25 protein-coding genes, 1 tRNA gene and 2 rRNA genes are annotated in these 23,122 nt (G+C 59.2%); 26 read left to right on the top strand and 2 right to left on the bottom strand.

The window, feature by feature from the left end:
• Together ACP7EW_RS08430 and rrf are read left to right on the top strand one after the other, a co-directional pair.
• Window positions 1-100: ribosomal RNA gene (locus tag ACP7EW_RS08430) — 23S ribosomal RNA — on the top strand; the annotation flags it as partial.
• A 154-nt stretch (window positions 101-254) separates the two neighbouring features.
• Window positions 255-370, top strand: a 5S ribosomal RNA gene (rrf, locus tag ACP7EW_RS08425).
• Between the two features lie 357 nt (window positions 371-727).
• Here the strand turns inward: rrf and ACP7EW_RS08420 are convergent.
• Window positions 728-812, bottom strand: a tRNA-Leu gene (locus ACP7EW_RS08420).
• 108 nt (window positions 813-920) lie between these two features.
• Here ACP7EW_RS08420 and queA point away from each other — a divergent pair.
• The 6 genes from queA to ACP7EW_RS08390 all read left to right on the top strand — a co-directional run bounded on the left by queA (window position 921) and on the right by ACP7EW_RS08390 (window position 6,994).
• Window positions 921-1,970 carry a tRNA preQ1(34) S-adenosylmethionine ribosyltransferase-isomerase QueA gene (gene queA / locus ACP7EW_RS08415; RefSeq protein WP_034115902.1) on the top strand — a complete coding sequence of 350 codons (1,050 nt, stop codon included), beginning with the start codon at window positions 921-923 and terminating at the stop codon, window positions 1,968-1,970.
• Between the two features lie 5 nt (window positions 1,971-1,975).
• The gene (gene tgt / locus ACP7EW_RS08410) at window positions 1,976-3,091 is read left to right on the top strand and encodes a tRNA guanosine(34) transglycosylase Tgt (protein WP_003175976.1); all 1,116 of its coding nucleotides are present in this window, start codon (window positions 1,976-1,978) and stop codon (window positions 3,089-3,091) included.
• Window positions 3,092-3,134: 43 nt separating this feature from the next.
• Window positions 3,135-3,473, top strand: a complete 339-nt coding sequence (gene yajC / locus ACP7EW_RS08405; RefSeq protein WP_003175975.1) for a preprotein translocase subunit YajC — start codon at window positions 3,135-3,137, stop codon at window positions 3,471-3,473.
• Between the two features lie 62 nt (window positions 3,474-3,535).
• Window positions 3,536-5,404 carry a protein translocase subunit SecD gene (secD, locus tag ACP7EW_RS08400; RefSeq protein WP_426216348.1) on the top strand — a complete coding sequence of 623 codons (1,869 nt, stop codon included), beginning with the start codon at window positions 3,536-3,538 and terminating at the stop codon, window positions 5,402-5,404.
• Between the two features lie 9 nt (window positions 5,405-5,413).
• On the top strand, window positions 5,414-6,328 hold the full coding sequence (secF, locus tag ACP7EW_RS08395; RefSeq protein ID WP_426216346.1) for a protein translocase subunit SecF: 915 nt from the start codon (window positions 5,414-5,416) through the stop codon (window positions 6,326-6,328).
• A gap of 123 nt (window positions 6,329-6,451) precedes the next feature.
• Entirely contained in the window at window positions 6,452-6,994 is a 543-nt protein-coding gene (locus tag ACP7EW_RS08390; RefSeq protein WP_010207894.1) for a glycine zipper 2TM domain-containing protein, read from the top strand.
• A 57-nt stretch (window positions 6,995-7,051) separates the two neighbouring features.
• On the opposite strand, the gene suhB is transcribed toward ACP7EW_RS08390, so the two are convergent.
• Window positions 7,052-7,867 carry an inositol-phosphate phosphatase gene (gene suhB, locus ACP7EW_RS08385; protein ID WP_003175971.1) on the bottom strand — a complete coding sequence of 272 codons (816 nt, stop codon included), beginning with the start codon at window positions 7,865-7,867 and terminating at the stop codon, window positions 7,052-7,054.
• 145 nt (window positions 7,868-8,012) lie between these two features.
• On the opposite strand from suhB, the gene trmJ reads away from it, so the two are divergent.
• The 18 genes from trmJ (at window position 8,013) to bamB (ending at window position 23,059) form a co-directional block, all read left to right on the top strand.
• The gene (trmJ, locus tag ACP7EW_RS08380; protein ID WP_016977661.1) at window positions 8,013-8,783 is read left to right on the top strand and encodes a tRNA (cytosine(32)/uridine(32)-2'-O)-methyltransferase TrmJ; all 771 of its coding nucleotides are present in this window, start codon (window positions 8,013-8,015) and stop codon (window positions 8,781-8,783) included.
• Between the two features lie 2 nt (window positions 8,784-8,785).
• A complete protein-coding gene (gene cysE, locus ACP7EW_RS08375; protein ID WP_426216344.1) occupies window positions 8,786-9,568 on the top strand; it encodes a serine O-acetyltransferase in 783 nt (260 codons plus the stop codon).
• Between the two features lie 176 nt (window positions 9,569-9,744).
• Entirely contained in the window at window positions 9,745-10,236 is a 492-nt protein-coding gene (iscR, locus tag ACP7EW_RS08370) for a Fe-S cluster assembly transcriptional regulator IscR (protein ID WP_003194020.1), read from the top strand.
• A gap of 50 nt (window positions 10,237-10,286) precedes the next feature.
• On the top strand, window positions 10,287-11,501 hold the full coding sequence (locus tag ACP7EW_RS08365; RefSeq protein WP_016971998.1) for an IscS subfamily cysteine desulfurase: 1,215 nt from the start codon (window positions 10,287-10,289) through the stop codon (window positions 11,499-11,501).
• 99 nt (window positions 11,502-11,600) lie between these two features.
• Complete coding sequence (iscU, locus tag ACP7EW_RS08360) at window positions 11,601-11,987, top strand: Fe-S cluster assembly scaffold IscU (RefSeq protein WP_028617851.1); 387 nt, start codon at window positions 11,601-11,603, stop codon at window positions 11,985-11,987.
• Window positions 11,988-12,015: 28 nt separating this feature from the next.
• The gene (gene iscA / locus ACP7EW_RS08355) at window positions 12,016-12,339 is read left to right on the top strand and encodes an iron-sulfur cluster assembly protein IscA (protein WP_003175963.1); all 324 of its coding nucleotides are present in this window, start codon (window positions 12,016-12,018) and stop codon (window positions 12,337-12,339) included.
• 8 nt (window positions 12,340-12,347) lie between these two features.
• On the top strand, window positions 12,348-12,869 hold the full coding sequence (gene hscB, locus ACP7EW_RS08350; protein ID WP_426216342.1) for a co-chaperone HscB: 522 nt from the start codon (window positions 12,348-12,350) through the stop codon (window positions 12,867-12,869).
• Between the two features lie 53 nt (window positions 12,870-12,922).
• The gene (gene hscA, locus ACP7EW_RS08345; protein ID WP_426216340.1) at window positions 12,923-14,785 is read left to right on the top strand and encodes a Fe-S protein assembly chaperone HscA; all 1,863 of its coding nucleotides are present in this window, start codon (window positions 12,923-12,925) and stop codon (window positions 14,783-14,785) included.
• A 3-nt stretch (window positions 14,786-14,788) separates the two neighbouring features.
• Entirely contained in the window at window positions 14,789-15,130 is a 342-nt protein-coding gene (fdx, locus tag ACP7EW_RS08340) for an ISC system 2Fe-2S type ferredoxin (protein WP_015885743.1), read from the top strand.
• Window positions 15,131-15,144: 14 nt separating this feature from the next.
• The gene (gene iscX, locus ACP7EW_RS08335) at window positions 15,145-15,345 is read left to right on the top strand and encodes a Fe-S cluster assembly protein IscX (RefSeq protein ID WP_426216338.1); all 201 of its coding nucleotides are present in this window, start codon (window positions 15,145-15,147) and stop codon (window positions 15,343-15,345) included.
• Window positions 15,346-15,437: 92 nt separating this feature from the next.
• A complete protein-coding gene (gene ndk / locus ACP7EW_RS08330; RefSeq protein ID WP_003175956.1) occupies window positions 15,438-15,863 on the top strand; it encodes a nucleoside-diphosphate kinase in 426 nt (141 codons plus the stop codon).
• Between the two features lie 29 nt (window positions 15,864-15,892).
• The gene (gene rlmN / locus ACP7EW_RS08325; RefSeq protein WP_033898629.1) at window positions 15,893-17,041 is read left to right on the top strand and encodes a 23S rRNA (adenine(2503)-C(2))-methyltransferase RlmN; all 1,149 of its coding nucleotides are present in this window, start codon (window positions 15,893-15,895) and stop codon (window positions 17,039-17,041) included.
• 12 nt (window positions 17,042-17,053) lie between these two features.
• Window positions 17,054-17,812 (top strand): type IV pilus biogenesis/stability protein PilW, encoded by a 759-nt coding sequence (gene pilW / locus ACP7EW_RS08320; RefSeq protein WP_033898625.1) that lies wholly within the window; start codon window positions 17,054-17,056, stop codon window positions 17,810-17,812.
• Window positions 17,812-18,807, top strand: a complete 996-nt coding sequence (locus ACP7EW_RS08315) for a RodZ domain-containing protein (protein ID WP_061433995.1) — start codon at window positions 17,812-17,814, stop codon at window positions 18,805-18,807. Before pilW ends, ACP7EW_RS08315 begins: the two co-directional genes overlap by 1 nt.
• 2 nt (window positions 18,808-18,809) lie before the next feature.
• Window positions 18,810-19,919 carry a flavodoxin-dependent (E)-4-hydroxy-3-methylbut-2-enyl-diphosphate synthase gene (gene ispG / locus ACP7EW_RS08310; RefSeq protein WP_003175952.1) on the top strand — a complete coding sequence of 370 codons (1,110 nt, stop codon included), beginning with the start codon at window positions 18,810-18,812 and terminating at the stop codon, window positions 19,917-19,919.
• 23 nt (window positions 19,920-19,942) lie between these two features.
• On the top strand, window positions 19,943-21,232 hold the full coding sequence (hisS, locus tag ACP7EW_RS08305) for a histidine--tRNA ligase (protein WP_038848797.1): 1,290 nt from the start codon (window positions 19,943-19,945) through the stop codon (window positions 21,230-21,232).
• Between the two features lie 41 nt (window positions 21,233-21,273).
• Complete coding sequence (locus ACP7EW_RS08300; protein WP_016977673.1) at window positions 21,274-21,915, top strand: YfgM family protein; 642 nt, start codon at window positions 21,274-21,276, stop codon at window positions 21,913-21,915.
• A complete protein-coding gene (gene bamB / locus ACP7EW_RS08295; protein ID WP_033898622.1) occupies window positions 21,908-23,059 on the top strand; it encodes an outer membrane protein assembly factor BamB in 1,152 nt (383 codons plus the stop codon). Before ACP7EW_RS08300 ends, bamB begins: the two co-directional genes overlap by 8 nt.
• The last annotated feature ends 63 nt before the right edge of the window (window positions 23,060-23,122 follow it).

Raw genomic sequence — 23,122 nt, 5'->3', positions numbered from 1 at the left:
CCTGAAGGGCCGTCGAAGACTACGACGTTGATAGGTTGGGTGTGTAAGCGCTGTGAGGCGTTGAGCTAACCAATACTAATTGCCCGTGAGGCTTGACCATATAACACCCAAGCAATTTGACTACTCGAAAGAGCATCAGATTGCGGTGTGTGAAGACGATAGAACCGAAAGTTCGATCTCACAAAAACACCGAAAGCTGTCACATACCCAATTTGCTGAAGCGAGGCACCTGCCACGACTCAGTACCCGAATTTCTTGACGACCATAGAGCATTGGAACCACCTGATCCCATCCCGAACTCAGCAGTGAAACGATGCATCGCCGATGGTAGTGTGGGGTTTCCCCATGTGAGAGTAGGTCATCGTCAAGATTAAATTCCGAAACCCCATTTGCGAAAGCAGATGGGGTTTTGTTTTGGACGGTCGAAAAGTCCCGAAAAGCCCGGAGTGACCGCTTCCATAGGCGTTTTCAGCTCTGCATTAGTAAGGGTTTTTTATAAGGGGCAGCAGCGCTGGCACCCAAATACGCTGAGCGCTCTCCGGTAGCTGCTAGAGGCACTTGGGCGCGCGATGAATGGTAAGCGAGCATTGCGCTGACAGGACGTGTCAGGGCGCGCCTGGAGGGGCGGTTGGAATGGAGTGCCGCTCACAAAAGAACAACTTTGCAGGTGATGTACTTTTCTACAGACGAAAAAAAAGACCTTGAATTTCAAGGTCTTTTTTTAAGATGGTGCCCCGAGGGAGACTCGAACTCCCACTCCTTTCGAAAACGGATTTTGAATCCGCCGCGTCTACCAATTCCGCCATCAGGGCTCAATGGCGGCGAAGTATAGAGATGAGATTACCGTTGGTCAATCACCTTTCATGGTCAATTTTCACTATTTCCGCTAGACTTCCCGGCCCTGCTAGACGAACTCCATCATGCGCGTTGCTGACTTTACTTTTGAACTCCCTGATTCGCTGATCGCTCGCCATCCTTTGGCCGAGCGTCGCGCCAGTCGACTGCTGACCCTGGACGGGGTGAGTGGCGCCCTCGCACACCGTCAATTCACTGATTTGCTTGAGCATTTGCGCCCAGGCGATCTGATGGTGTTCAACAATACCCGGGTGATTCCGGCGCGGCTGTTTGGCCAGAAAGCTTCCGGTGGCAAGCTGGAAATCCTGGTGGAGCGGGTGCTGGACAGTCATCGCGTACTGGCTCACGTGCGCTCCAGCAAGTCGCCGAAACCGGGTTCAAGCATCCTGATCGATGGCGGTGGCGAAGCCGAGATGGTGGCGCGTCATGATGCGCTGTTCGAACTCAAGTTTGCCGAAGAAGTACTGCCGCTGCTGGAGCGCGTCGGCCATATGCCGCTGCCGCCCTATATAGATCGCCCTGACGAAGACTCGGACCGCGAACGCTATCAGACAGTGTACTCCCAGCGCCTCGGCGCCGTTGCCGCGCCGACTGCGGGCCTGCACTTCGATCAGCCGCTGCTGGATGCGATTGCCGCCAAGGGCGTCGAGACCGCCTATGTGACCCTGCACGTGGGGGCCGGTACGTTTCAGCCGGTACGTGTGGATAACATCGAAGACCACCATATGCACAGCGAGTGGTTGGAGGTCAGCCAGGAAGTCGTGGACGCTGTCGCGGCGTGCAAGGCGCGTGGCGGGCGAGTCGTCGCCGTGGGAACCACCAGCGTGCGTTCGTTGGAAAGCGCGGCCCGTGACGGCGTGCTCAAACCGTTCAGCGGCGACACCGATATCTTTATCTTCCCAGGCCGACCTTTCCATGTGGTCGATTGCCTGGTGACCAACTTCCATTTGCCCGAATCCACGCTGTTGATGCTGGTGTCGGCATTTGCCGGTTACCCGGAAACCATGGCCGCTTATCAAGCCGCCATCGCCAACGAGTACCGTTTTTTCAGCTACGGTGATGCGATGTTTATCACCCGTAACCCGGCGCCACGCGGCCCAGAGGGAACCTTATGAGTCGTATGTCGTTTGAACTGCTTGCCACTGACGGCAAGGCCCGACGCGGTCGCCTGACCTTTCCGCGCGGCACCGTCGAGACCCCGGCTTTCATGCCGGTCGGCACCTACGGCACCGTTAAGGGCATGCTGCCGCGCGACATCGTTGCCACCGGCGCCGAGATCATCCTCGGTAACACCTTCCACCTGTGGCTGCGTCCGGGCACGGAAGTGATCAAGAAGCACGGCGACCTGCATGACTTCATGAAGTGGCAAGGCCCGATCCTGACCGATTCGGGTGGTTTCCAGGTGTTCAGCCTGGGCGCCATGCGCAAGATCAAGGAAGAGGGCGTGACTTTCGCCTCGCCGGTGGACGGTTCCAAGGTGTTCATGGGGCCGGAAGAGTCGATGCAGGTGCAGCGCGACCTGGGTTCCGACATCGTGATGATTTTCGACGAGTGCACGCCGTACCCGGCTGACGAAGACGTCGCGCGGATTTCGATGGAGTTGTCCCTGCGTTGGGCCCAGCGTTCGAAGAATGCCCACGGCGACAACACCGCTGCGCTGTTCGGTATTGTCCAGGGCGGCATGCACGAAAGCCTGCGCAAGCGCTCGCTGGAAGGCCTCGACAAAATCGGCTTTGACGGCCTGGCCATCGGCGGTTTGTCGGTGGGCGAGCCCAAGCACGAGATGATCAAGGTACTGGATTACCTGCCGGGCCTGATGCCGGCTGACAAACCTCGTTACCTTATGGGCGTTGGCAAACCGGAAGATCTCGTAGAGGGTGTGCGCCGCGGTGTGGACATGTTCGATTGCGTGATGCCAACCCGTAATGCCCGCAATGGGCATCTGTTCATCGATACAGGCGTGCTGAAGATCCGTAACGCGTTCCATCGCCATGATGATTCGCCGCTGGATCCCACCTGTGATTGCTACACCTGCCAGAACTTCTCCCGTGCTTATCTGCACCATCTGGACAAGTGTGGGGAAATGCTGGGTAGCATGTTGAATACCATCCACAATTTGCGTCACTACCAAGTCCTGATGGCTGGTTTGCGCGAGGCTATTCAACAGGGTACATTGGCCGCCTTCGTCGATGCCTTCTATGCCAAGCGCGGGCTTCCTGTGCCGCCCTTGGACTGAGTTTTCCGACCCTAAGATTCACTATTTGCAACTGGAGTGCTAAATGAGCTTTTTTATCTCTAACGCCATGGCTGATGCCGCTGCGCCTGCTGCTGCCGGCCCTATGGGCGGTGGTTTCGAGTGGATTTTCCTGGTCGGCTTCCTGGTCATCTTCTACCTGATGATCTGGCGTCCACAGGCCAAGCGCGCCAAAGAGCAGAAAAACCTGCTGGGCAGCCTGCAGAAAGGTGACGAAGTTGTGACCACCGGCGGCATCGCTGGCAAGATCACCAAGGTTTCCGATGCTTTCGTGGTTCTGGAAGTTTCCGACACCGTAGAAATGAAGTTCCAGAAGGGCGCCATCGCCGCCACGCTGCCAAAAGGCACGCTCAAAGCGATCTGAGTAACAACCTTTACCAATCGACGGGGCGCGCAAGGCGCCCCGCGTTATAAGCGGGCGGCGTGATGCTGAACAAATACCCTCTGTGGAAATACGTACTGATCCTGGCGGTGCTGGCGATCGGTTTTATTTATTCCGCTCCCAATCTCTATCCTGATGACCCGGCGATCCAGATCACTGGCGCCAGCACTTCGCTGCAGGTCAATCAGGCCGATCTGGAACGCGCGAGCAAAGCGCTCGTTGACGCGGGTATCCAGGTCAAGGCGGCAACCTTGGCGGCTGATGCGAAGGGCGGTTTGCTGCGCCTGACCAAGGCAGAAGACCAATTGCCGGCCAAAGATGTCGTGCGCAAGGCCATGGGTGACGACTATGTGGTCGCGCTCAACCTGGCACAGACCACGCCAACCTGGCTGCGCAAGATCGGTGCGCACCCAATGAAGCTGGGTCTGGACTTGTCCGGTGGTGTGCACTTCCTGCTGGAAGTCGACATGGACAAGGCCCTCGACGCGCGCCTGAAGGTCTACGAAGGCGACGTGAAGAGCCTGCTGCGTAAAGAGCGCCTGCGTTATCGCAGCCTGCCGCAGCTCAACGGTGCCATCCAGCTGGGCTTCTCTGACGAAGCATCCCGCGAACAGGCTCGTGCGCTGATCCGCAAGAACTTCAACGATTTCGACATCGTACCGACCGACCTCAACGGTCAACCTGTACTGCGTCTGGCGATGACCCCAGCCAAGCTGGCGGAAATCCGCGAATACTCCATCAAGCAGAACTTGACCACGGTACGTAACCGCGTCAACGAGCTGGGTGTAGCCGAGCCGATCGTTCAGCGCCAGGGTGCCAACCGCATCGTGGTTGAATTGCCGGGCGTACAGGACACTGCTGAAGCCAAGCGTATCCTGGGTAAAACCGCCAACCTGGAATTCCGTCTGGCGGCTGAGCCGGGTGCTACCCGTGCGACTGCTGAAGAATTCGAGTTCCGCGAAGGTAACCGTCTCCCTGCGTTGATCGAGCGTGGCTTGATCATCACCGGTGACCAGGTGACCGACGCCAAGGCTGGTTTTGGCGAGCACGGTACCCCTGAAGTGAACATTCGCCTGGATGGCCATGGCGGCGAACTGATGAGCCGCGCTACGCGCAGCAACGTCGGTCGCAGCATGGCGGTGATTTTCATCGAGCAACGCCCGGTGACCACCTACACCAAGCAGATGGTCAACGGCGTCGAGAAAGACGTGCCGGTACAGACCTTCAAGGAAGAGAAGAAGATCATCAGCCTGGCGACCATCCAGTCGCCGCTGGGTGCTCAATTCCGTATCACCGGCCTGAACGGCCAGGGCGAATCCTCGGAACTGGCGCTGCTGCTGCGTGCCGGTGGCCTGGCTGCCCCGATGTACTTCGCTGAAGAACGTACCATCGGTCCGAGCCTGGGTGCCGACAACATCACCAAGGGTATCGACGCGGCCTTGTGGGGCATGCTGTTCGTGTCCCTGTTCATCATCGCCATCTACCGCTTCTTCGGCATCATCGCCACCGTGGCCCTGGCGGGCAACATGGTGATGCTGCTGGCACTGATGTCGCTGCTGGGCGCTACACTGACCCTGCCAGGTATCGCTGGTATCGTACTCACCATGGGTATGGCGGTAGACGCCAACGTACTGATCTTCTCGCGGATCCGTGAAGAGATCGCGGCGGGCATGACCGTACAGCGTGCAATCAACGAAGGCTTCGGCCGGGCATTTACCGCGATTCTCGACTCCAACCTGACCACACTGTTGGTCGGCGGGATTCTCTTTGCCATGGGCACTGGCCCGGTCAAAGGTTTTGCGGTGACCATGTCCCTCGGTATCTTTACCTCGATGTTCACGGCCATCATGGTGACCCGCGCAATGGTCAACCTGATCTTTGGCGGGCGTGACTTCAAGAAGTTGTGGATTTAAGGGGCTGCCATGTTACGTACAATCAACTTCATGGGCGTTCGCAACGTTGCGTTCGGCGTCACCGTGCTCCTTACCGTTCTGGCGTTGTTCAGCTGGTTCCATAAGGGCCTGAACTACGGTCTGGACTTCACCGGCGGTACGCTCATCGAGCTGACCTACGAGAAGCCGGCCGATGTGACCCTGGTGCGCAACGAGCTGGTCAAGGCCGGCTATCACGAAGCCATCGTGCAGAGTTTTGGTGCGACCACCGACCTGCTGGTGCGTATGCCTGGCGAAGACCCGCAACTGGGTCACCAGGTAGCCGAGGCCTTGCAGAAGGTCGGCGGCGACAACCCGGCGTCGGTCAAGCGTGTTGAATTCGTGGGTCCGCAGGTCGGTGAAGAGCTGCGCGACCAGGGCGGCCTCGGCATGCTGATGGCGCTGGTCGGCATCATGATCTACCTGGCCTTCCGCTTTCAGTGGAAGTTCGGTGTCGGCGCCATTGTGTCGCTGATTCACGACGTGATCGTGACCGTGGGTATCCTGGCGTACTTCCAGATCACGTTCGACCTGACCGTACTGGCGGCCGTGTTGGCGATCATTGGTTACTCCCTCAACGACACCATCGTGGTATTTGACCGGGTTCGTGAGAACTTCCGTGTACTGCGCAAGGCGTCGCTGATCGAGAACATCAACGTCTCGACCACCCAGACCCTGCTGCGGACCATGGCGACGTCGATCTCCACCTTGCTGGCGATCGCTGCGTTGATGATCTTCGGTGGCGACAACCTGTGGGGCTTCTCCCTCGCGCTGTTCATCGGCGTTCTGGCGGGCACCTACTCGTCGATCTACATCGCCAATGTGGTGCTGATCTGGCTGAACCTCAACAGCGAAGACCTGATCCCTCCGGTCAGCACTGGCAAGGAGGTTGACGACCGTCCTTGATGGGCGTTTGTTGATCCGCTGATACAAGAAAGGCGCGAGCATTGAACTCGCGCCTTTTTTTTTGCTCCAAGGCTGGGTATAGCGCGGACGTTTCGGTCCGCTTGTGATGGTCAGGAGGTTCATGTGAACAAGTCGTTGCTGGTTGGTGCGGTATTGGGTGCTGTCGGTGTGACTGCCGGGGGTGCTGTTGCCACCTACAGCCTGGTAAAAAGCGGCCCTGAGTATGCGCAAGTGCTGGCGGTGCAGCCGGTTAAAACCCAGATTAAAACTCCCCGTGAGGTCTGCAAGGACGTCACCGTGACCCGGCAGCGTCCGGTGCAGGATCAGCATCAAATCGCCGGTACGGTCGTAGGTGCCCTGGCGGGTGGCTTGCTGGGCAACCAGATCGGTGGTGGTAATGGCAAGAAGCTGGCGACTGTAGCCGGCGCGGTGGGTGGCGGTTACGCTGGTAACAAGGTTCAGGAAGGCATGCAGAACCGTGATACCTACACCACCACGCAAACCCGTTGTAACACCGTTAACGACATCAGTGACAAGGTGGTCGGGTATGACGTGCGTTACAACCTGGATGGCAAGGAAGGTTCGGTGCGTATGGAGCGCGACCCAGGCAGCCAGATTCCAGTCGACAAAGAAGGTCGTCTGATCCTGGGTCAGAACCAGCAGTAACCGATTCTACAGGCATAAAAAAAGCACCCCTCGGGGTGCTTTTTTGTGCTCGCTCGCTTAGCGCTTCAGTGAAGCCGGCAGGTGCGGCTGGATCGCCGTCAGGACTGCCTTGAAACATTTGGTGTTGCCCGCAACCACGTGGCCTTTCTCAAGGAAATCGTGACCGCCGGTGAAGTCGCTCACCAAGCCGCCCGCTTCCTGGATCAGCAGCGCGCCCGCAGCCATGTCCCACTCGGACAGACCCGACTCCCAGAACGCATCGAAGCGACCAGCGGCAACGTAAGCCAGGTCCAGGCTCGCTGCGCCAGCGCGACGGATGCCAGCAGTCTGGCCAACCAGGGCGCGGAACATGCCCAGGTAGTTTTCCAGGTTGTCCATCTGGTCATCGCGGAACGGGAAGCCGGTGCCCAGCAGGGCGCCGTCCAGGCTGGTGCGACCGCTGACACGCAGGCGACGACCATTCAGCTGGGCGCCACGGCCACGGCTGGCGGTGAATTCTTCCTGGCGAACTGGGTCCAGAACCACGGCGTGTTCCAGGCGGCCACGGTATTTGCACGCAATGCTCACGGCAAAGTGCGGGATGCCGCGCAGGAAGTTGGTGGTGCCATCCAGTGGGTCGATGATCCACAGGTAGTCTTCGCCTTCACCGCTGCCTTTGTGCAAACCGGTTTCTTCACCGAGGATGCCGTGGGTCGGGTAGGCCTTGCGCAGCGCGTCGATGATTTTCTGTTCGGCGGCGCGATCCACCTCGGATACATAATCCTTGGCGTCTTTTTCGTCGACCTTGATGGTATCCAGGCGCTCGATGGAGCGGAAGATCAATTCACTGGCGCTGCGGGCGGCGCGCAGCGCGATATTCAGCATGGGCTGCATGGATAGGTCACCTAAGGTTGTTAAAGAAAGCCGAGCATTCTAGCAGAAACTTTCTTCAGGTGAAGGACGACGTGAGCTTTCATGGCATAACCTTAGGCTGTTCTGTAAGATTTGCTCCCCTTTCCCGTGTCCGAGAGCGCCTCCCTTGCTGCAAAACATTCGTGTCGTCTTGGTCAATACCAGTCATCCCGGCAACATCGGCGGGGTGGCGCGAGCCATGAAAAACATGGGGCTGACGCGTTTGGTGCTGGTTGACCCGCGCGTGTTCCCGCACCACGAGGCCGATGCCCGCGCATCCGGCGCCAATGACCTCCTTGAAAAAGCCCAGGTCGTCGCCACCCTGGAAGATGCCTTGGTCGGCTGCAACCTGGTGCTCGGCACCAGTGCCCGCGACCGTCGTATCCCCTGGCCCTTGCTGGATCCGCGTGAGTGCGGCACCAAGGTGGTCGAGGAGGCTGCCGGCGGCGCTGAAATCGCCTTGGTCTTTGGCCGTGAAGACTCCGGCCTGACCAATGAAGAGCTGCAGCGATGTCATTACCACGTGCATATCCCATCAGACCCTGAGTTCAGCTCGCTGAACCTCGGGGCGGCGGTGCAGGTGTTGACTTACGAAGTGCGCATGGCTTGGCTGGCCGCTGCGGGTCAGCCGAGCAAGGTCGAGAAGGAAGAGGTCGCTTCGACCAAAAGTGGCGAGTTGGCCACCATGGACGAGCTGGAGCGGTTCTATGAACACCTGGAGCAAACCCTGGTGGCCATCGAATTCCTCGATCCGGAAAAACCACGGCACTTGATGGCACGCCTGCGTCGTCTTTACGGACGTAGCTCGGTCAGCCGGGCGGAAATGAATATATTGCGTGGCATCCTCACGGAAACCCAGAAAGCGGCCCGTGGCGAGCTTCTTAAGCGGAAGGATTAAAAATGTTCGAGCGTTTGCGAGAAGATATCCAGAGTGTTTTCCACCGTGACCCGGCGGCGCGCAATGCCTTTGAAGTGCTGACCTGCTACCCAGGCATGCACGCCATCTGGATCCATCGCCTGTCCGGTGCTTTGTGGAGCATGGGCTGGAAATGGCTGGCGCGGTTAGTGTCGAACTTCGGTCGCTGGCTGACCGGGATCGAGATTCATCCGGGCGCCAAGGTCGGTCGTCGCTTCTTCATCGACCACGGCATGGGCATCGTGATTGGCGAGACTGCCGAGATCGGCGATGACGTGACCCTTTACCAGGGCGTGACGCTTGGCGGCACCAGTTGGAACAAGGGCAAGCGCCACCCAACCTTGGGCGATGGTGTGGTGGTAGGGGCGGGTGCCAAGGTGCTTGGCCCGTTCACCGTCGGCGCGGGCGCCAAGGTCGGCTCCAATGCGGTAGTCACCAAAGCCGTGCCGCCGGGTGCAACCGTTGTGGGTATTCCTGGGCGAATCATCGTCAAGCCGGAAGTCGGCGACGAGCAGGAGGCCAAGCGCAAAGCCATGGCCGAGAAGATTGGCTTTGACGCCTATGGCGTCAGCGAAGACATGCCCGACCCGGTGGCGCGAGCCATTGGCCAGTTGCTGGATCACCTTCAGGCAGTAGATGGCAAGCTGGACGGCATGTGCGGCGCGTTGAAGGACTTGGGCAGCCCCTACTGTGCGAAAGATCTGCCGGAGCTTCGCGAAGAAGACTTCGCCGAAATCAAGGACGAAGCCTCCACCAAGGCAGGCTAAGTGTTTGCTGTTGATCGGCGCAGCCCCGGTTGCGCTGGTCGATCCCACCCCGTCCTGCTATGATTCGCGCGCCCTTTTTACGGGTAATCCTGACTAAAGTACTAGGTCTTATAGTTGACTTAAATACTCGGGAATCGCATACTTGCCCCCATTCTGAAACACCTTGGTACTTGTCCATGAGACTGACTACAAAAGGCCGATACGCGGTGACTGCCATGCTCGACCTGGCTTTGCATGCGCAAACTGGGCCGGTGTCCCTGGCCGATATCTCCGAGCGCCAAGGCATTTCCCTGTCCTATCTCGAGCAACTGTTCGCCAAATTGCGTCGTAGCAACCTGGTTTCCAGTGTTCGCGGTCCAGGCGGCGGCTATCAGTTGTCCCGCGACATGCAGGGTATCCAAGTGGCTCAAGTGATCGACGCGGTCAACGAATCCGTCGACGCTACCAAATGCCAGGGCCTGGGTGACTGCCACGCCGGCGACACCTGCCTCACACACCACCTGTGGTGTGACTTGAGCCTGCAGATCCATGAGTTTTTGAGTGGTATCAGCTTGGCTGATCTTGTGACTCGCCGTGAGGTGCAAGAAGTAGCCCAGCGTCAGGACCAGCGCCGTTGCAACACCAAGGCGCCGCGTCTGGACAAGATCGAAGCGTCCGCCGTCGAGTGACAGCCGAAGAGCTAACGGCACGCCAGCCAGCCTGATTTAGGAGAAAGTCCATGAAATTGCCGATTTACCTTGATTACTCAGCGACCACCCCGGTTGATCCGCGTGTCGCGCAAAAGATGAGCGAATGCCTGCTGGTTGACGGAAACTTCGGCAACCCTGCTTCCCGTTCCCACGTATTCGGCTGGAAAGCCGAGGAAGCGGTCGAAAACGCTCGTCGCCAGGTTGCTGACCTGGTTGGCGCAGACCCGCGTGAAATCGTCTGGACCTCCGGTGCTACCGAGTCCGACAACCTGGCTATCAAGGGCGCGGCGCATTTCTACGCGACCAAGGGCAAACACCTGATCACCACCAAGATTGAGCACAAGGCTGTCCTCGACACCATGCGCCAACTGGAGCGTGAAGGTTTCGAGGTCACCTACCTCGAGCCAACCACCGACGGTATCGTCACCCCGGCCATGATCGAAGCGGCCCTGCGTGAAGACACCATCCTGGTTTCCGTGATCCACGTGAACAACGAAATTGGCACCATCAACGACATCGCGGCCATCGGCGAGCTGACTCGCTCGAAGGGCATCCTGCTGCACGTCGACGCTGCTCAGTCCACCGGCAAGGTCGACATCGACCTGTCGAAGCTGAAAGTCGACCTGATGTCGTTCTCTGCCCACAAGACCTACGGCCCTAAAGGCATCGGCGCCCTGTACGTGAGTCGCAAGCCTCGCGTGCGCATCGAAGCCACCATGCACGGCGGCGGTCACGAGCGCGGCATGCGTTCGGGCACCCTGGCGACCCACCAGATCGTCGGCATGGGCGAAGCCTTCCGCGTAGCCAAGGAAGACATGGCTGCCGAAAACATCCGCATCAAAGCCCTGAGCGACCGCTTCTACAAGCAGGTCGAAGGTCTTGAAGAGCTGTACATCAACGGCAGCATGACCGCCCGTGTACCGCACAACCTGAATTTGAGCTTCAACTACGTTGAAGGCGAGTCGCTGATCATGGCGCTCAAGGACCTGGCGGTTTCGTCCGGTTCGGCCTGCACCTCGGCGTCCCTTGAGCCTTCGTACGTACTGCGCGCCCTGGGCCGCAACGACGAACTGGCACACAGCTCGATCCGCTTTACGTTCGGCCGCTTCACCACCGAAGAACAAGTCGACTACGCCGCGCAGAAAGTCTGCGAAGCCGTCAACAAGCTGCGCGTTCTGTCGCCGCTGTGGGACATGTACAAAGACGGCGTCGATATTTCCAAGATCGAGTGGGCGGCACACTAACTATAGAAGCCGCCACCCCAGCTCTGTAGCAACGTGGCGGAAAACGCAGGCGTTTCTACAGGGTTCCAGAGCGGCCCTGATGAGTGAGGATTCAGTACCATGGCTTACAGCGAAAAGGTCATCGACCACTACGAAAACCCGCGTAACGTCGGCAAGATGGACGCGGAAGACCCAGATGTCGGCACCGGCATGGTCGGCGCCCCGGCGTGCGGCGATGTGATGCGCCTGCAGATCAAGGTCAACGACGCTGGCGTTATCGAAGACGCCAAGTTCAAGACCTACGGCTGCGGTTCGGCCATCGCCTCCAGCTCCCTGGCGACCGAATGGATGAAAGGCAAGACCCTGGATGAGGCTGTCACCATCAGCAACACCCAGCTGGCCGAAGAACTGGCCCTGCCGCCAGTGAAAATCCACTGCTCGGTACTCGCAGAAGACGCCATCAAGGCGGCCGTTCGCGACTACAAGCAGAAGAAAGGCTTGATCTAAGCATTTGGCGACGAGTAAGGAGTCAACGATGGCTATCAGCATGACAGAAGCGGCTGCACAGCACATTCGCCGCTCCCTGAATGGGCGCGGTAAAGGTGAGGGGATTCGCTTGGGTGTTCGCACCACAGGCTGCTCCGGCCTTGCCTACGTGCTGGAGTTTGTCGACGAGGTGGTGGCGGAAGACCAGGTGTTCGAAAGTCACGGCGAGAAAGTGATCATCGACCCTAAAAGCCTGACCTACCTGGACGGCACCGAACTCGATTTCGTCAAGGAAGGGTTGAACGAAGGCTTCAAGTTCAACAACCCCAACGTGCGCGGTGAATGTGGCTGCGGCGAAAGCTTCAACATCTGAGGCTATTCGTGGGTACTCCTTGTCATTTCGCTTTATTCGAGCTGCAGCCGAGTTTTCGCCTGGACCTTGAGCAGCTTGCCACGCGCTACCGAGAATTGGCGCGTGGGGTGCATCCGGACCGCTTCGCTGACGCCTCCGAGCGCGAGCAGCGCGTTGCTCTGGAGAAGTCGGCCAGCCTCAACGAGGCCTATCAGACCCTGAAAAGTCCGCCCAAGCGCGCGCGTTATCTGCTCGCGATGAACGGTGGAGAGTTGCCGCTGGAAGTCACGGTTCACGATCCCGACTTCCTGATGCAGCAGATGCAGTGGCGCGAAGAACTTGAAGACTTGCAGGACGAAGCCGATCTTGCTGGCGTCGCGGTCTTCAAGCGTCGTCTGAAAACGGCCCAGGATGAGCTCAACGAAAGCTTCGCAGCCTGTTGGGATGATGCAGCGCAACGTGAACAGGCCGAACGCCTGATGCGGCGCATGCAGTTTCTCGACAAGCTCACCTACGAAGTGCGCCAGCTAGAAGAGCGCCTCGACGATTAACCCAGTGTGCTGCCCGTGATGCACGCCTGATAGACAGATAAGACCTGATTACCATGGCCCTACTGCAAATCGCCGAACCCGGCCAAAGCCCTCAACCGCACCAGCGTCGCCTGGCGGTCGGGATTGACCTGGGCACCACCAATTCCCTGGTTGCTGCCTTGCGCAGCGGCCTCTCCGAGCCGTTGCCCGACGCTGACGGGCAGGTGATCCTGCCGTCTGCCGTGCGCTACCACGCTGATCGCACTGAAGTCGGTGAATCGGCCAAGTTGGCGGCGTCTACCGATCCTCTGAATACCGTGTTGTCGGTCAAGCGCTTGATGGGTCGTGGTCTGTCCGACGTCAAGCAATTGGGCGACCAGCTGCCGTATCGCTTTGTCGGCGGTGAATCCCACATGCCGTTCATCGACACGATCCAGGGCCCGAAAAGCCCGGTGGAAGTGTCGGCTGATATCCTCAAGGTACTGCGTCAGCGCGCGGAAAAAACCCTGGGTGGCGAACTGGTTGGTGCGGTGATCACCGTTCCGGCTTATTTCGATGACGCGCAGCGCCAAGCCACCAAGGATGCGGCGAAACTCGCCGGCCTGAACGTGCTGCGCCTGCTCAACGAACCGACTGCGGCGGCCGTGGCTTATGGCCTCGACCAGCACGCAGAAGGTCTGGTCGCTATTTACGACCTCGGCGGCGGCACCTTTGATATTTCGATCCTGCGCCTGACCGGCGGCGTCTTCGAAGTGCTGGCCACCGGTGGCGACAGCGCCCTGGGCGGCGATGACTTCGACCACGCTATCGCTGGCTGGATCATCACCAGTGCCGGTCTGTCCGCCGACCTGGACCCCGGCGCGCAGCGCAATCTGCTGCAAACCGCCTGCGCCGCCAAAGAAGCGCTGACTGACGCCGCATCCGTTGAAGTTTCCTACGGCACCTGGTCGGCCCAACTGACGCGCGAAGCCTTTGATGCGTTGATCGAACCGATGGTTGCCCGCAGCCTGAAAGCTTGCCGCCGTGCCGTGCGTGACTCCGGTATCGAGCTGGAAGACGTCGGCGCCGTGGTCATGGTCGGTGGCTCCACCCGTGTGCCGCGCGTGCGTGAAGCCGTCGCCGAAGCCTTCGGTCGCCAGCCGCTGACTGAAATCGACCCGGATCAAGTGGTCGCCATTGGCGCTGCGATCCAGGCCGATACCCTGGCCGGCAACAAGCGCGATGGCGGCGAATTGCTGCTGCTCGACGTGATTCCGCTGTCCTTGGGGCTGGAAACCATGGGCGGCTTGATGGAGAAGGTGATTCCACGCAACACCACCATCCCCGTCGCCCGCGCCCAGGACTTCACCACGTACAAAGATGGCCAGACGGCCATGATGATCCACGTGCTGCAAGGTGAGCGCGAGCTGATCAGCGACTGCCGCTCCCTGGCGCGTTTTGAACTGCGCGGTATCCCGGCGATGGTCGCGGGTGCGGCGAAGATCCGCGTGACCTTCCAGGTCGACGCCGACGGCCTGTTGAATGTGGCCGCGCGTGAGCTGGGTTCAGGCGTTGAGGCGAGCATCCAGGTCAAGCCGTCCTATGGTCTCACCGACGGTGAAATCGCCAAGATGCTCAAAGACTCGTTCCAATATGCCGGTGACGACAAGGTCGCCCGTGTATTGCGTGAGCAGCAAGTCGACGCCCAGCGCCTGCTCGAAGCGGTGCAGGGCGCCCTGGATGCTGACGGCGAGCGCCTGTTGGATGCCGAAGAGCGCATGGTCATTGACCTGCAGATGCAGGAACTGGCCGAACTGATGAAAGGCGACGATGGTTATGCCATCGAGCAACAGACCAAGCGTCTGTCGCAAGTGACCGATGCTTTTGCCGCCCGTCGTATGGACCAGACGGTCAAAGCCGCCCTGGCGGGACGCAACCTGAATGAAATCGAGGAATAATTAATGCCGCAGGTCATTTTTCTGCCACACGCCGAGCATTGCCCGGACGGTATGGTCGTGGAGGCTGAGACCGGCAAGTCCATCCTCGAAGTTGCCCATGACAACCACATCGAGATCGAAAGTGCCTGCGGCGGTGTGTGCGCTTGCACCACGTGCCACTGCGTCATCCGCGAGGGCTTCAACAGCCTTGAAGAGGCTGATGAGCTGGAAGAGGACTTTCTCGACCGCGCATGGGGCCTGGAGGCGACTTCGCGTCTAAGCTGTCAGGCAAAGGTCGGCACGGAAGACATCACTGTCGAAATTCCGAAATATTCCCTCAACCACGCCGCCGAAGCGCCGCATTGATTCAAGGAAGTGTCATGAGTCTTAAATGGGTTGATGTGCAAGAGATCGCTATCCTGTTGGCGGATGCCAACCAGGATCTGGATCCTTACTCCCTGAACTTTGTAGCTTTGCGTGACATGGTCATGGCGTTGCCGGGGTTCGAAGATGAGCGTGATCGCGGCGGTGAGAAGGTTCTGGAAGCTATCCAGACTGCCTGGAAAGAAGAACAGGACTGACGCCTCCCTTTACGCAGTTAGGCAATACCCAATAACCCGCGTATAATTCGCGGGTTTAATTTTTCGTAAATTACCGTTTCTGGAGTTACACCATGGCTGTTCAACGTACTTTCTCCATCATCAAGCCTGACGCTGTTGCAAAAAACGTCATCGGCGAGATCACCACTCGTTTCGAAAAAGCCGGCCTGAAGGTTGTAGCTTCGAAACTCAAGCAACTGTCCAAGGCTGAAGCTGAAGGCTTCTACGCTGAGCACAGCGCTCGTGGTTTCTTCGGCGACCTGGTTGCCTTCATGATCTCCGGTCCTGTTGTTGTTCAGGTTCTGGAAGGCGAAAACGCTATTGCTCTGAACCGTGAGCTGATGGGCGCTACCAACCCTAAAGAAGCGGCTGCTGGCACCATCCGTGCTGACTTCGCTGAATCCATCGACGCCAACGCTGTACACGGCTCGGACTCCGAAGCTGCCGCTGCTCGCGAAATCTCGTACTTTTTCGCTGCTACTGAAGTAACCGCTCGCTAAGCATCGGCTTAAAGAGTGAGGGTGAATCCATGACTACATCGACTGTTAAAACCAACCTGCTGGGTCTGACTCAGCCGGAAATGGAGAAATTCTTCGACTCAATCGGGGAGAAGCGTTTCCGTGCCGGTCAGGTAATGAAATGGATTCACCACTTTGGTGTCGATGATTTCGACGCCATGACGAACGTCAGCAAGGCCCTGCGCGACAAGCTCAAGGCCATTGCTGAAGTGCGTGGTCCCGAAGTCGTCAGCGAGGACATCTCCACCGATGGCACCCGTAAATGGGTGGTGCGCGTGGCGTCCGGCAGCTGCGTCGAGACCGTGTACATTCCCCAGGGCAAGCGCGGCACCTTGTGCGTTTCGTCCCAGGCAGGCTGTGCCCTGGACTGCAGTTTCTGCTCCACCGGCAAGCAAGGCTTCAATAGCAACCTCACCGCCGCCGAAGTGATCGGCCAGGTGTGGATTGCCAACAAATCCTTTGGCAGCGTCCCGGCGACCGTCGACCGTGCCATCACCAACGTGGTGATGATGGGCATGGGTGAGCCGCTGCTGAACTTCGACAACGTCATTGCGGCCATGCACCTGATGATGGACGACCTGGGCTACGGCATCTCCAAGCGCCGTGTAACCCTGTCGACCTCCGGCGTGGTGCCGATGATCGATGAGCTGGCCAAGCACATCGACGTCTCCCTGGCGTTGTCGCTGCATGCACCGAATGACGCATTGCGTAACCAATTGGTGCCAATCAACAAGAAGTATCCGCTTAAGATGCTGCTCGAATCTTGCCAGCGTTACATGGCGACCTTGGGCGAAAAACGCGTGTTGACCATTGAGTACACCATGCTCAAGGACATCAACGACAAGGTCGAACACGCGATCGAGATGATCGAGTTGCTCAAGAACACCCCGTGCAAGATCAACCTGATTCCGTTTAACCCGTTTCCACATTCTGGCTACGAGCGGCCGAGCAACAACGCTATCCGCCGTTTCCAGGATCAACTGCACCAGGCCGGCTACAACGTCACCGTCCGCACCACCCGTGGTGAAGACATCGATGCCGCCTGTGGCCAATTGGTCGGGCAGGTGATGGACCGTACCCGCCGCAGCGAACGGTATATCGCCGGGCGTGAGTTGAACGCCGCCGACGATCTGCCGCTGATTGCTGTGAATCGAATCTGAGAGAGGATCTCTATGCCCTTGCGCCTTGCGCTGCTTTTGCTTGTTACCGGTCTTGCGGCCGGTTGTGTTTCATCGGGCCATGAGAGCCCTTTGCAAACTGGTAAAGGCCGTGACGAGGCGCGGGTTGCCTATGTGCAACTGGGCTTGGGTTACCTGCAACAAGGCATGAGCGAGCAAGCCAAGGTGCCGTTGAAGAAGGCCCTGGAGCTGGACAGCGACGATGCCGACGCCAATGGCGCACTGGCCCTGGTGTTCCAGGCCCAGGCCGAGCCTGAACTGGCCGAACAGTATTTCCACAAGGCCCTGGCCTCCCGTCCTGCCGACCCGCGGCTGCTGAACAATTACGGCAGCTTTCTGTTCGAGCAGAAACGATATGACCAGGCCGCCCTTTATTTCCAGCAAGCCAGCGCCGATACCCTCTATCCTGAGCGTTCGCGGGTGTTCGAGAACCTTGGGGTGACCTCGATGCGCCTCGGTCAGCGTGACAGCGCCCGCCAGCAACTGGAAAAAGCCCTGCATTTGAACGGTCGCCAGCCTCGGGCGTTGCTCGAAATGGCTGAGTTATCCTTTGATGACAGGCATTATGTGCCGGCACGTGACTATTACGAGCGTTTTAGCCTGCTCAGCGGGCAAAATGCACGTAGTCTATTGCTCGGTGTGCGCCTGGCGACGGTTCATGAAGAACGCGACACGGCCGCACGTTTTGGCCAGCAACTCGAACGACTCTATCCCGGTACGCCGGAATATCAGCAATACCTGTCGGAGCAATGATGAAAGCGGCGCACCCGGAAGTTGTAGCAGCTAATCGCGTAAACCCAGGCGACACCTTGCGTCAGGCCCGCGAAAGCAATGGTTGGTCGCTGGCGGAAGTGGCCCTCAAGCTCAATTTGACCACGACGTCCCTGGGCAACCTGGAAGCTGGCGCGTTCGATAAGCTGCCTGGGCACACCTTTGCCCGCGGCTATATCCGCGCCTACGCCAAATTGCTGGGGATCGACCAGGCCATACTGGTCCAGGAGTTCGACCAATTCACCGGCACCGACTCCCAGGGCAGCAATGTCCACGGCCTGGGGCGCATCGAAGAGCCAGTGCGGGTTTCCCACACGATTTTGCGCATTGTCAGCCTGTTGCTGCTGATCGCGGTCATTGGTGGCGGTTTTGTCTGGTGGCAAGACCAGACCTCCCAGCGCACCAAGGACCTGACCAGCAACGCCATGGAGCACGTTGAGGTCGAAAGCGCCGACGGCACCACTCAGATTCATCCGCTGGATGAGCCTGAAGACCAGGCGGTTGCTGAAAGCCAGGCTGCACCTGAAGCGCCGGTTGCCACCGAGCAGCCAGCACCGGAAACCGCGCCAGCCGCGACCGCTGCTGTACCGGCACCTGCGACGCCAACTGCGCCAGCCCACACTCCGGCTGCCCCGGTTGCTCAGGCCCATACCCCGGCCGCCCCCGTGCAGACGCCGACAACTACGCCGACAGCCCCTGCGATTTCCCCGCCCACCACCCCTGCGTTGATCGCCGGTGATGGCCGTGTACAGATTACCTTCGTCGCTGACTGCTGGACGCAAGTCACCGATGGCAACGGCAAAGTGCTGTTCAGTGGGCTGAAGCGTAAGGGAGATACGCTCGACCAGGGCGGCAAGCCTCCTTTGACGCTGCGTCTGGGCTTTGCCCGTGGCGCGCAAGTGGCCTACAACGGCCAGCCTGTGGACGTGGCGCCGTTCACCAGTGGCGAGACTGCTCGCCTGAAGTTGGGACAATAGTCATGCACGGCGAATCTCCAATCAAACGTCGCGTATCGCGCAAGATCTGGGTCGGCTCGGTGCCGGTGGGTGGCGATGCCCCCATCGCGGTACAAAGCATGACCAACAGCGACACCAATGACGTGGCCGCCACCGTTGCCCAGATCAATCGTCTGGAAGCTGCGGGCGTGGACATCGTGCGCGTCTCCGTGCCAGACATGGACGCTGCCGAAGCTTTTGGCCGCATCAAGCAACTGGTCAAGGTGCCATTGGTTGCCGACATTCACTTCGACTACAAGATCGCTTTGCGCGTGGCCGAACTGGGTGTGGACTGCCTGCGTATCAACCCGGGCAACATCGGTCGTGAAGACCGTGTGCGTGCAGTGGTTGATGCTGCCCGCGACCGTGGTATTCCAATCCGTATCGGCGTCAACGCCGGTTCCCTGGAAAAAGACCTGCAAAAGAAATACGGCGAACCGACTCCGGCGGCGCTGGTTGAATCGGCGCTGCGCCACGTTGAACACCTTGAACGCCTGAATTTCCAGGACTTCAAGGTCAGCGTAAAGGCCTCCGACGTGTTCATGGCGGTAGAAGCCTACCGCCTGTTGGCCAAGGAAATCGTGCAGCCGCTGCACCTGGGTATCACTGAAGCAGGCGGTTTACGCTCAGGCACAGTGAAATCTGCGGTGGGTCTCGGTATGCTGCTCGCCGAAGGGATTGGCGATACCATCCGCATCTCGCTGGCAGCAGACCCTGTAGAGGAAGTGAAAGTCGGTTACGACATTCTCAAATCCCTGCGTTTGCGTTCCCGTGGCATCAATTTCATTGCCTGCCCGAGCTGCTCGCGGCAGAACTTCGACGTGGTGAAAACCATGAACGATCTGGAATTGCGCCTTGAAGACCTGTTGGTGCCGCTGGATGTTGCGGTGATCGGCTGTGTGGTCAACGGGCCGGGTGAGGCCAAAGAGGCCCATGTGGGCCTGACCGGTGGTACGCCGAACCTGATCTACATCGACGGCAAGCCGTCGCAGAAGTTGACGAATGACAATCTGGTGGATGAGCTGGAAAAGCTGATCCGCGAGAAAGCGGCCGAAAAGGTCGCGGCTGACGCAGCGCTGATCGCGCGCGGCTGATTGAACGAATTTAAGGATTTGATGTGAGCAAGTCTCTGCAAGCCATTCGTGGCATGAACGACATCCTGCCGGAACAGACGCCGCTGTGGCGCTATTTCGAGGGCACTGTCGCGCGTCTGCTGGATAACTACGGTTACAAGCAGATCCGCATGCCGATCGTCGAGTTCACCGAGCTGTTCAAGCGCTCCATCGGTGAAGTGACCGACATCGTCGAAAAAGAGATGTACACCTTTGAAGACCGCAACGGCGACTCCCTGACCCTGCGTCCGGAAGGCACTGCCGCCTGCGTTCGCGCTGTGCTTGAGCATGGCCTCACCGGTGCCGGCCAGCCGCAGAAGTTGTGGTACATCGGCCCGATGTTCCGTCACGAACGTCCACAGAAAGGCCGTTATCGCCAGTTTCACCAGATCGGCCTGGAAGTGTTCAACATCGACGGCCCGGATATCGACGCCGAGCTGATCGTGCTGACCTGGCGCCTGTGGGGCCTGTTGGGCATCCGCGACGCGGTCAAGCTTGAACTCAACAGCCTGGGCACCAGCGAATCCCGTGGTCGCTACAAAGTGGCCCTGGTCGAGTACCTGTCCGCCCACCTGGACAAGTTGGACGAAGACAGCCAGCGCCGTCTGAAGACCAACCCGTTGCGCGTCCTCGATACCAAGAACGCCGACACCCAGGCCGTGCTGGTCAACGCGCCGAAAATGGCTGATTACCTGGACGACGAGTCCCGTATCCACTTCGAGGGCCTCAAGGCTCGTCTGGAAGCGGCCGGTATTCCGTTCGTGATCAACACCAAGCTGGTACGCGGCCTCGACTACTACAGCAAGACCGTATTCGAATGGGTCACCGACAAACTCGGCGCCCAGGGCACCGTGTGTGCCGGTGGCCGTTACGACGGCCTGGTCGAGCAGATGGGCGGCAAGCCGACCACCGGCGTGGGCTTCGCCATGGGCATCGAGCGGCTGATACTGCTGCTGGAAACCCTGGAGCAGGTCCCGGAAGAGATCGCCCGTCAGGTGGACGTGTACCTCTGCGCCTTTGGCGAGGCCGCCGAACTGGCTGCCCTGGCCCTGAGCGAAAAGGTCCGCGACCAACTGCCAAACCTGCGCCTGCAGGTCAATGCCGGTGCCGGCAGCTTCAAGAGCCAATTCAAGAAGGCCGACAAGAGCGGTGCGCTGTATGCGCTGATCCTCGGCGAAGACGAACTGGCCCAGCAAGTGATAGGTTTCAAACCCCTGCGTGGCCAGGGCGAGCAACAGAACATTGCCTTTGATGCGCTCGCTGCGCACTTGGCCACCTGCGTTGTGCAGGGTTGAAGCTGTCGAACAGCCGAATTTAGCGATTAAGGAGTATTGGGGTGTCGAGTTCTGATGATGATCAACTGGCCGAGTTCAAGGACTGGTGGCAGCGTAATGGCAAGCCCCTGGTTACTGGCGGTCTGCTGGCTTTAGTGGTGGTGTTCGGCTGGCAAGCCTGGACCAAGTATCAGGCCAACCAGTCCCAAGGCGCCTCGATCCTCTATCAGCAATTGCTGGAAACCACCCTGACGCCGGACGGTAAGCCCGATCCTGCGCAGGTTGCAGACCTGGCCGGCAAGCTGAAGAACGAATTCGGCGGTAGCACCTACGCCCAATACGGCAGCCTGTTCGTCGCGAAAGTCGCGGTCGACACCGGCAAGCTGGACGACGCTGCTGCAGAGCTGAAGGCTATCGCCGACAAACCGACCAACCCGACCCTGGGTGAAATCGCACGTCAGCGCCTGGCTCAGGTACTGGCGGCACAGAACAAGGCTGACGAAGCACTCAAACTGCTCGACGGCGATGCTGACAAGGCATTTGTAGCCACTCGCGAAGAGCTCAAGGGCGACCTGTTGGTCCAATTGGGTCGTACCGACGAAGCCAATGCTGCGTACCAAAAAGCCAAGGCGGCGCTGTCTGATGAAGCAGCGGTCGGTGGCTTACAAATCAAGCTGGACGACTTGGCCAAAGGGGATGCGTGACGTGATCCGTTGGAAACATGCAGCATTGCTGGCTCTGGCCGTTCTGGCCGCGGGTTGCAGCAGCAACAGTAAAAAAGAACTGCCTCCGGCCGAGCTGACCAGCTTCAAGGAAGAAGTGGTCCTGCAAAAGCAGTGGAGCCGCTCCATCGGTGACGGTCAGGGCGAAACCTACAACATGTTGGTGCCGGCAATCGACGGTGACAACATTGTGGCCGCTGACGTGACCGGCGTTGTGATCTCCATGGATCGCATGAACGGTGACGTGAAGTGGAAGAAAGACCTCGAGTTGCCAGTCTCCGGCGCCGTCGGCGTGGGTTACGGCATGGTGATGCTCGGCACGCTGAAAGGCGAAGTCGTGGCCCTGGATTCCAGCACCGGTGAAGAGAAATGGCGCGCTCGCGTGACCAGTGAAGTCCTCGCACCGCCTGCTACCAACGGCGATATCGTCGTGGTGCAAACCCAGGACGATCGTGTAATCGGCCTCGACGCCAGCACCGGCGAACAGCGTTGGTTGTATGACAGCACTCCAGCGGTGCTGACCTTGCGCGGTACCAGTGGTCCGATTGTGACCAACAATCTGGCCGTTGCAGGTCTGTCGACCGGTAAAGTGGTCGCCCTGGATACCCAGAACGGCGTGCCGGCCTGGGAAACCCGTGTGGCCATCCCGCAAGGTCGTTCCGAGCTGGACCGTGTAGTGGACATCGACGGCGGCCTGCTGCTGTCCGGTGAAACCCTCTACGTCGCTACCTACCAGGGCCGTGTTGCGGCACTGGACCTGCAGAGCGGCCGTGTGAACTGGCAGCGTGATGCTTCCAGCTACGCCGGTGTCGCCCAAGGGTTTGGCAGCGTCTATGTAAGCCTGGCGTCCGGCACCGTTGAAAGTGTCGACGAACGCTCTACTACCGCGCTGTGGAGCAACGACTCCCTGGCTCGCCGTCAACTGTCGGCACCGGAAGTGTTCTCCAGCTACGTCGCAGTCGGTGACTTCGAAGGCTACCTGCACCTGCTGAGCCAAGTGGACGGTCGCTTCGTAGGTCGCGAGCGTATCGACAGCGACGGCCTGCGTGCGCGTCCGCTGGTCGTGGGTAACATGCTTTATGTGTTTGGCAACAGCGGCAAGCTGGAAGCCCTGACCATCAAGTAAGAACTATGCTTGGGGTAACACCCAGGCGGCCCCGCTTCGGCGGGGCATGCGGCATTTGATTAT

The sequence above is a fragment of the Pseudomonas sp. DWRC2-2 genome, from assembly GCF_049897885.1.
GTDB classification, from domain to species: Bacteria; Pseudomonadota; Gammaproteobacteria; order Pseudomonadales; family Pseudomonadaceae; genus Aquipseudomonas; species Aquipseudomonas azotoformans_A.
The sequence above is the reverse complement of the archived record's forward strand: the minus strand, read 5'-3'. Positions and strand labels throughout refer to the sequence as shown.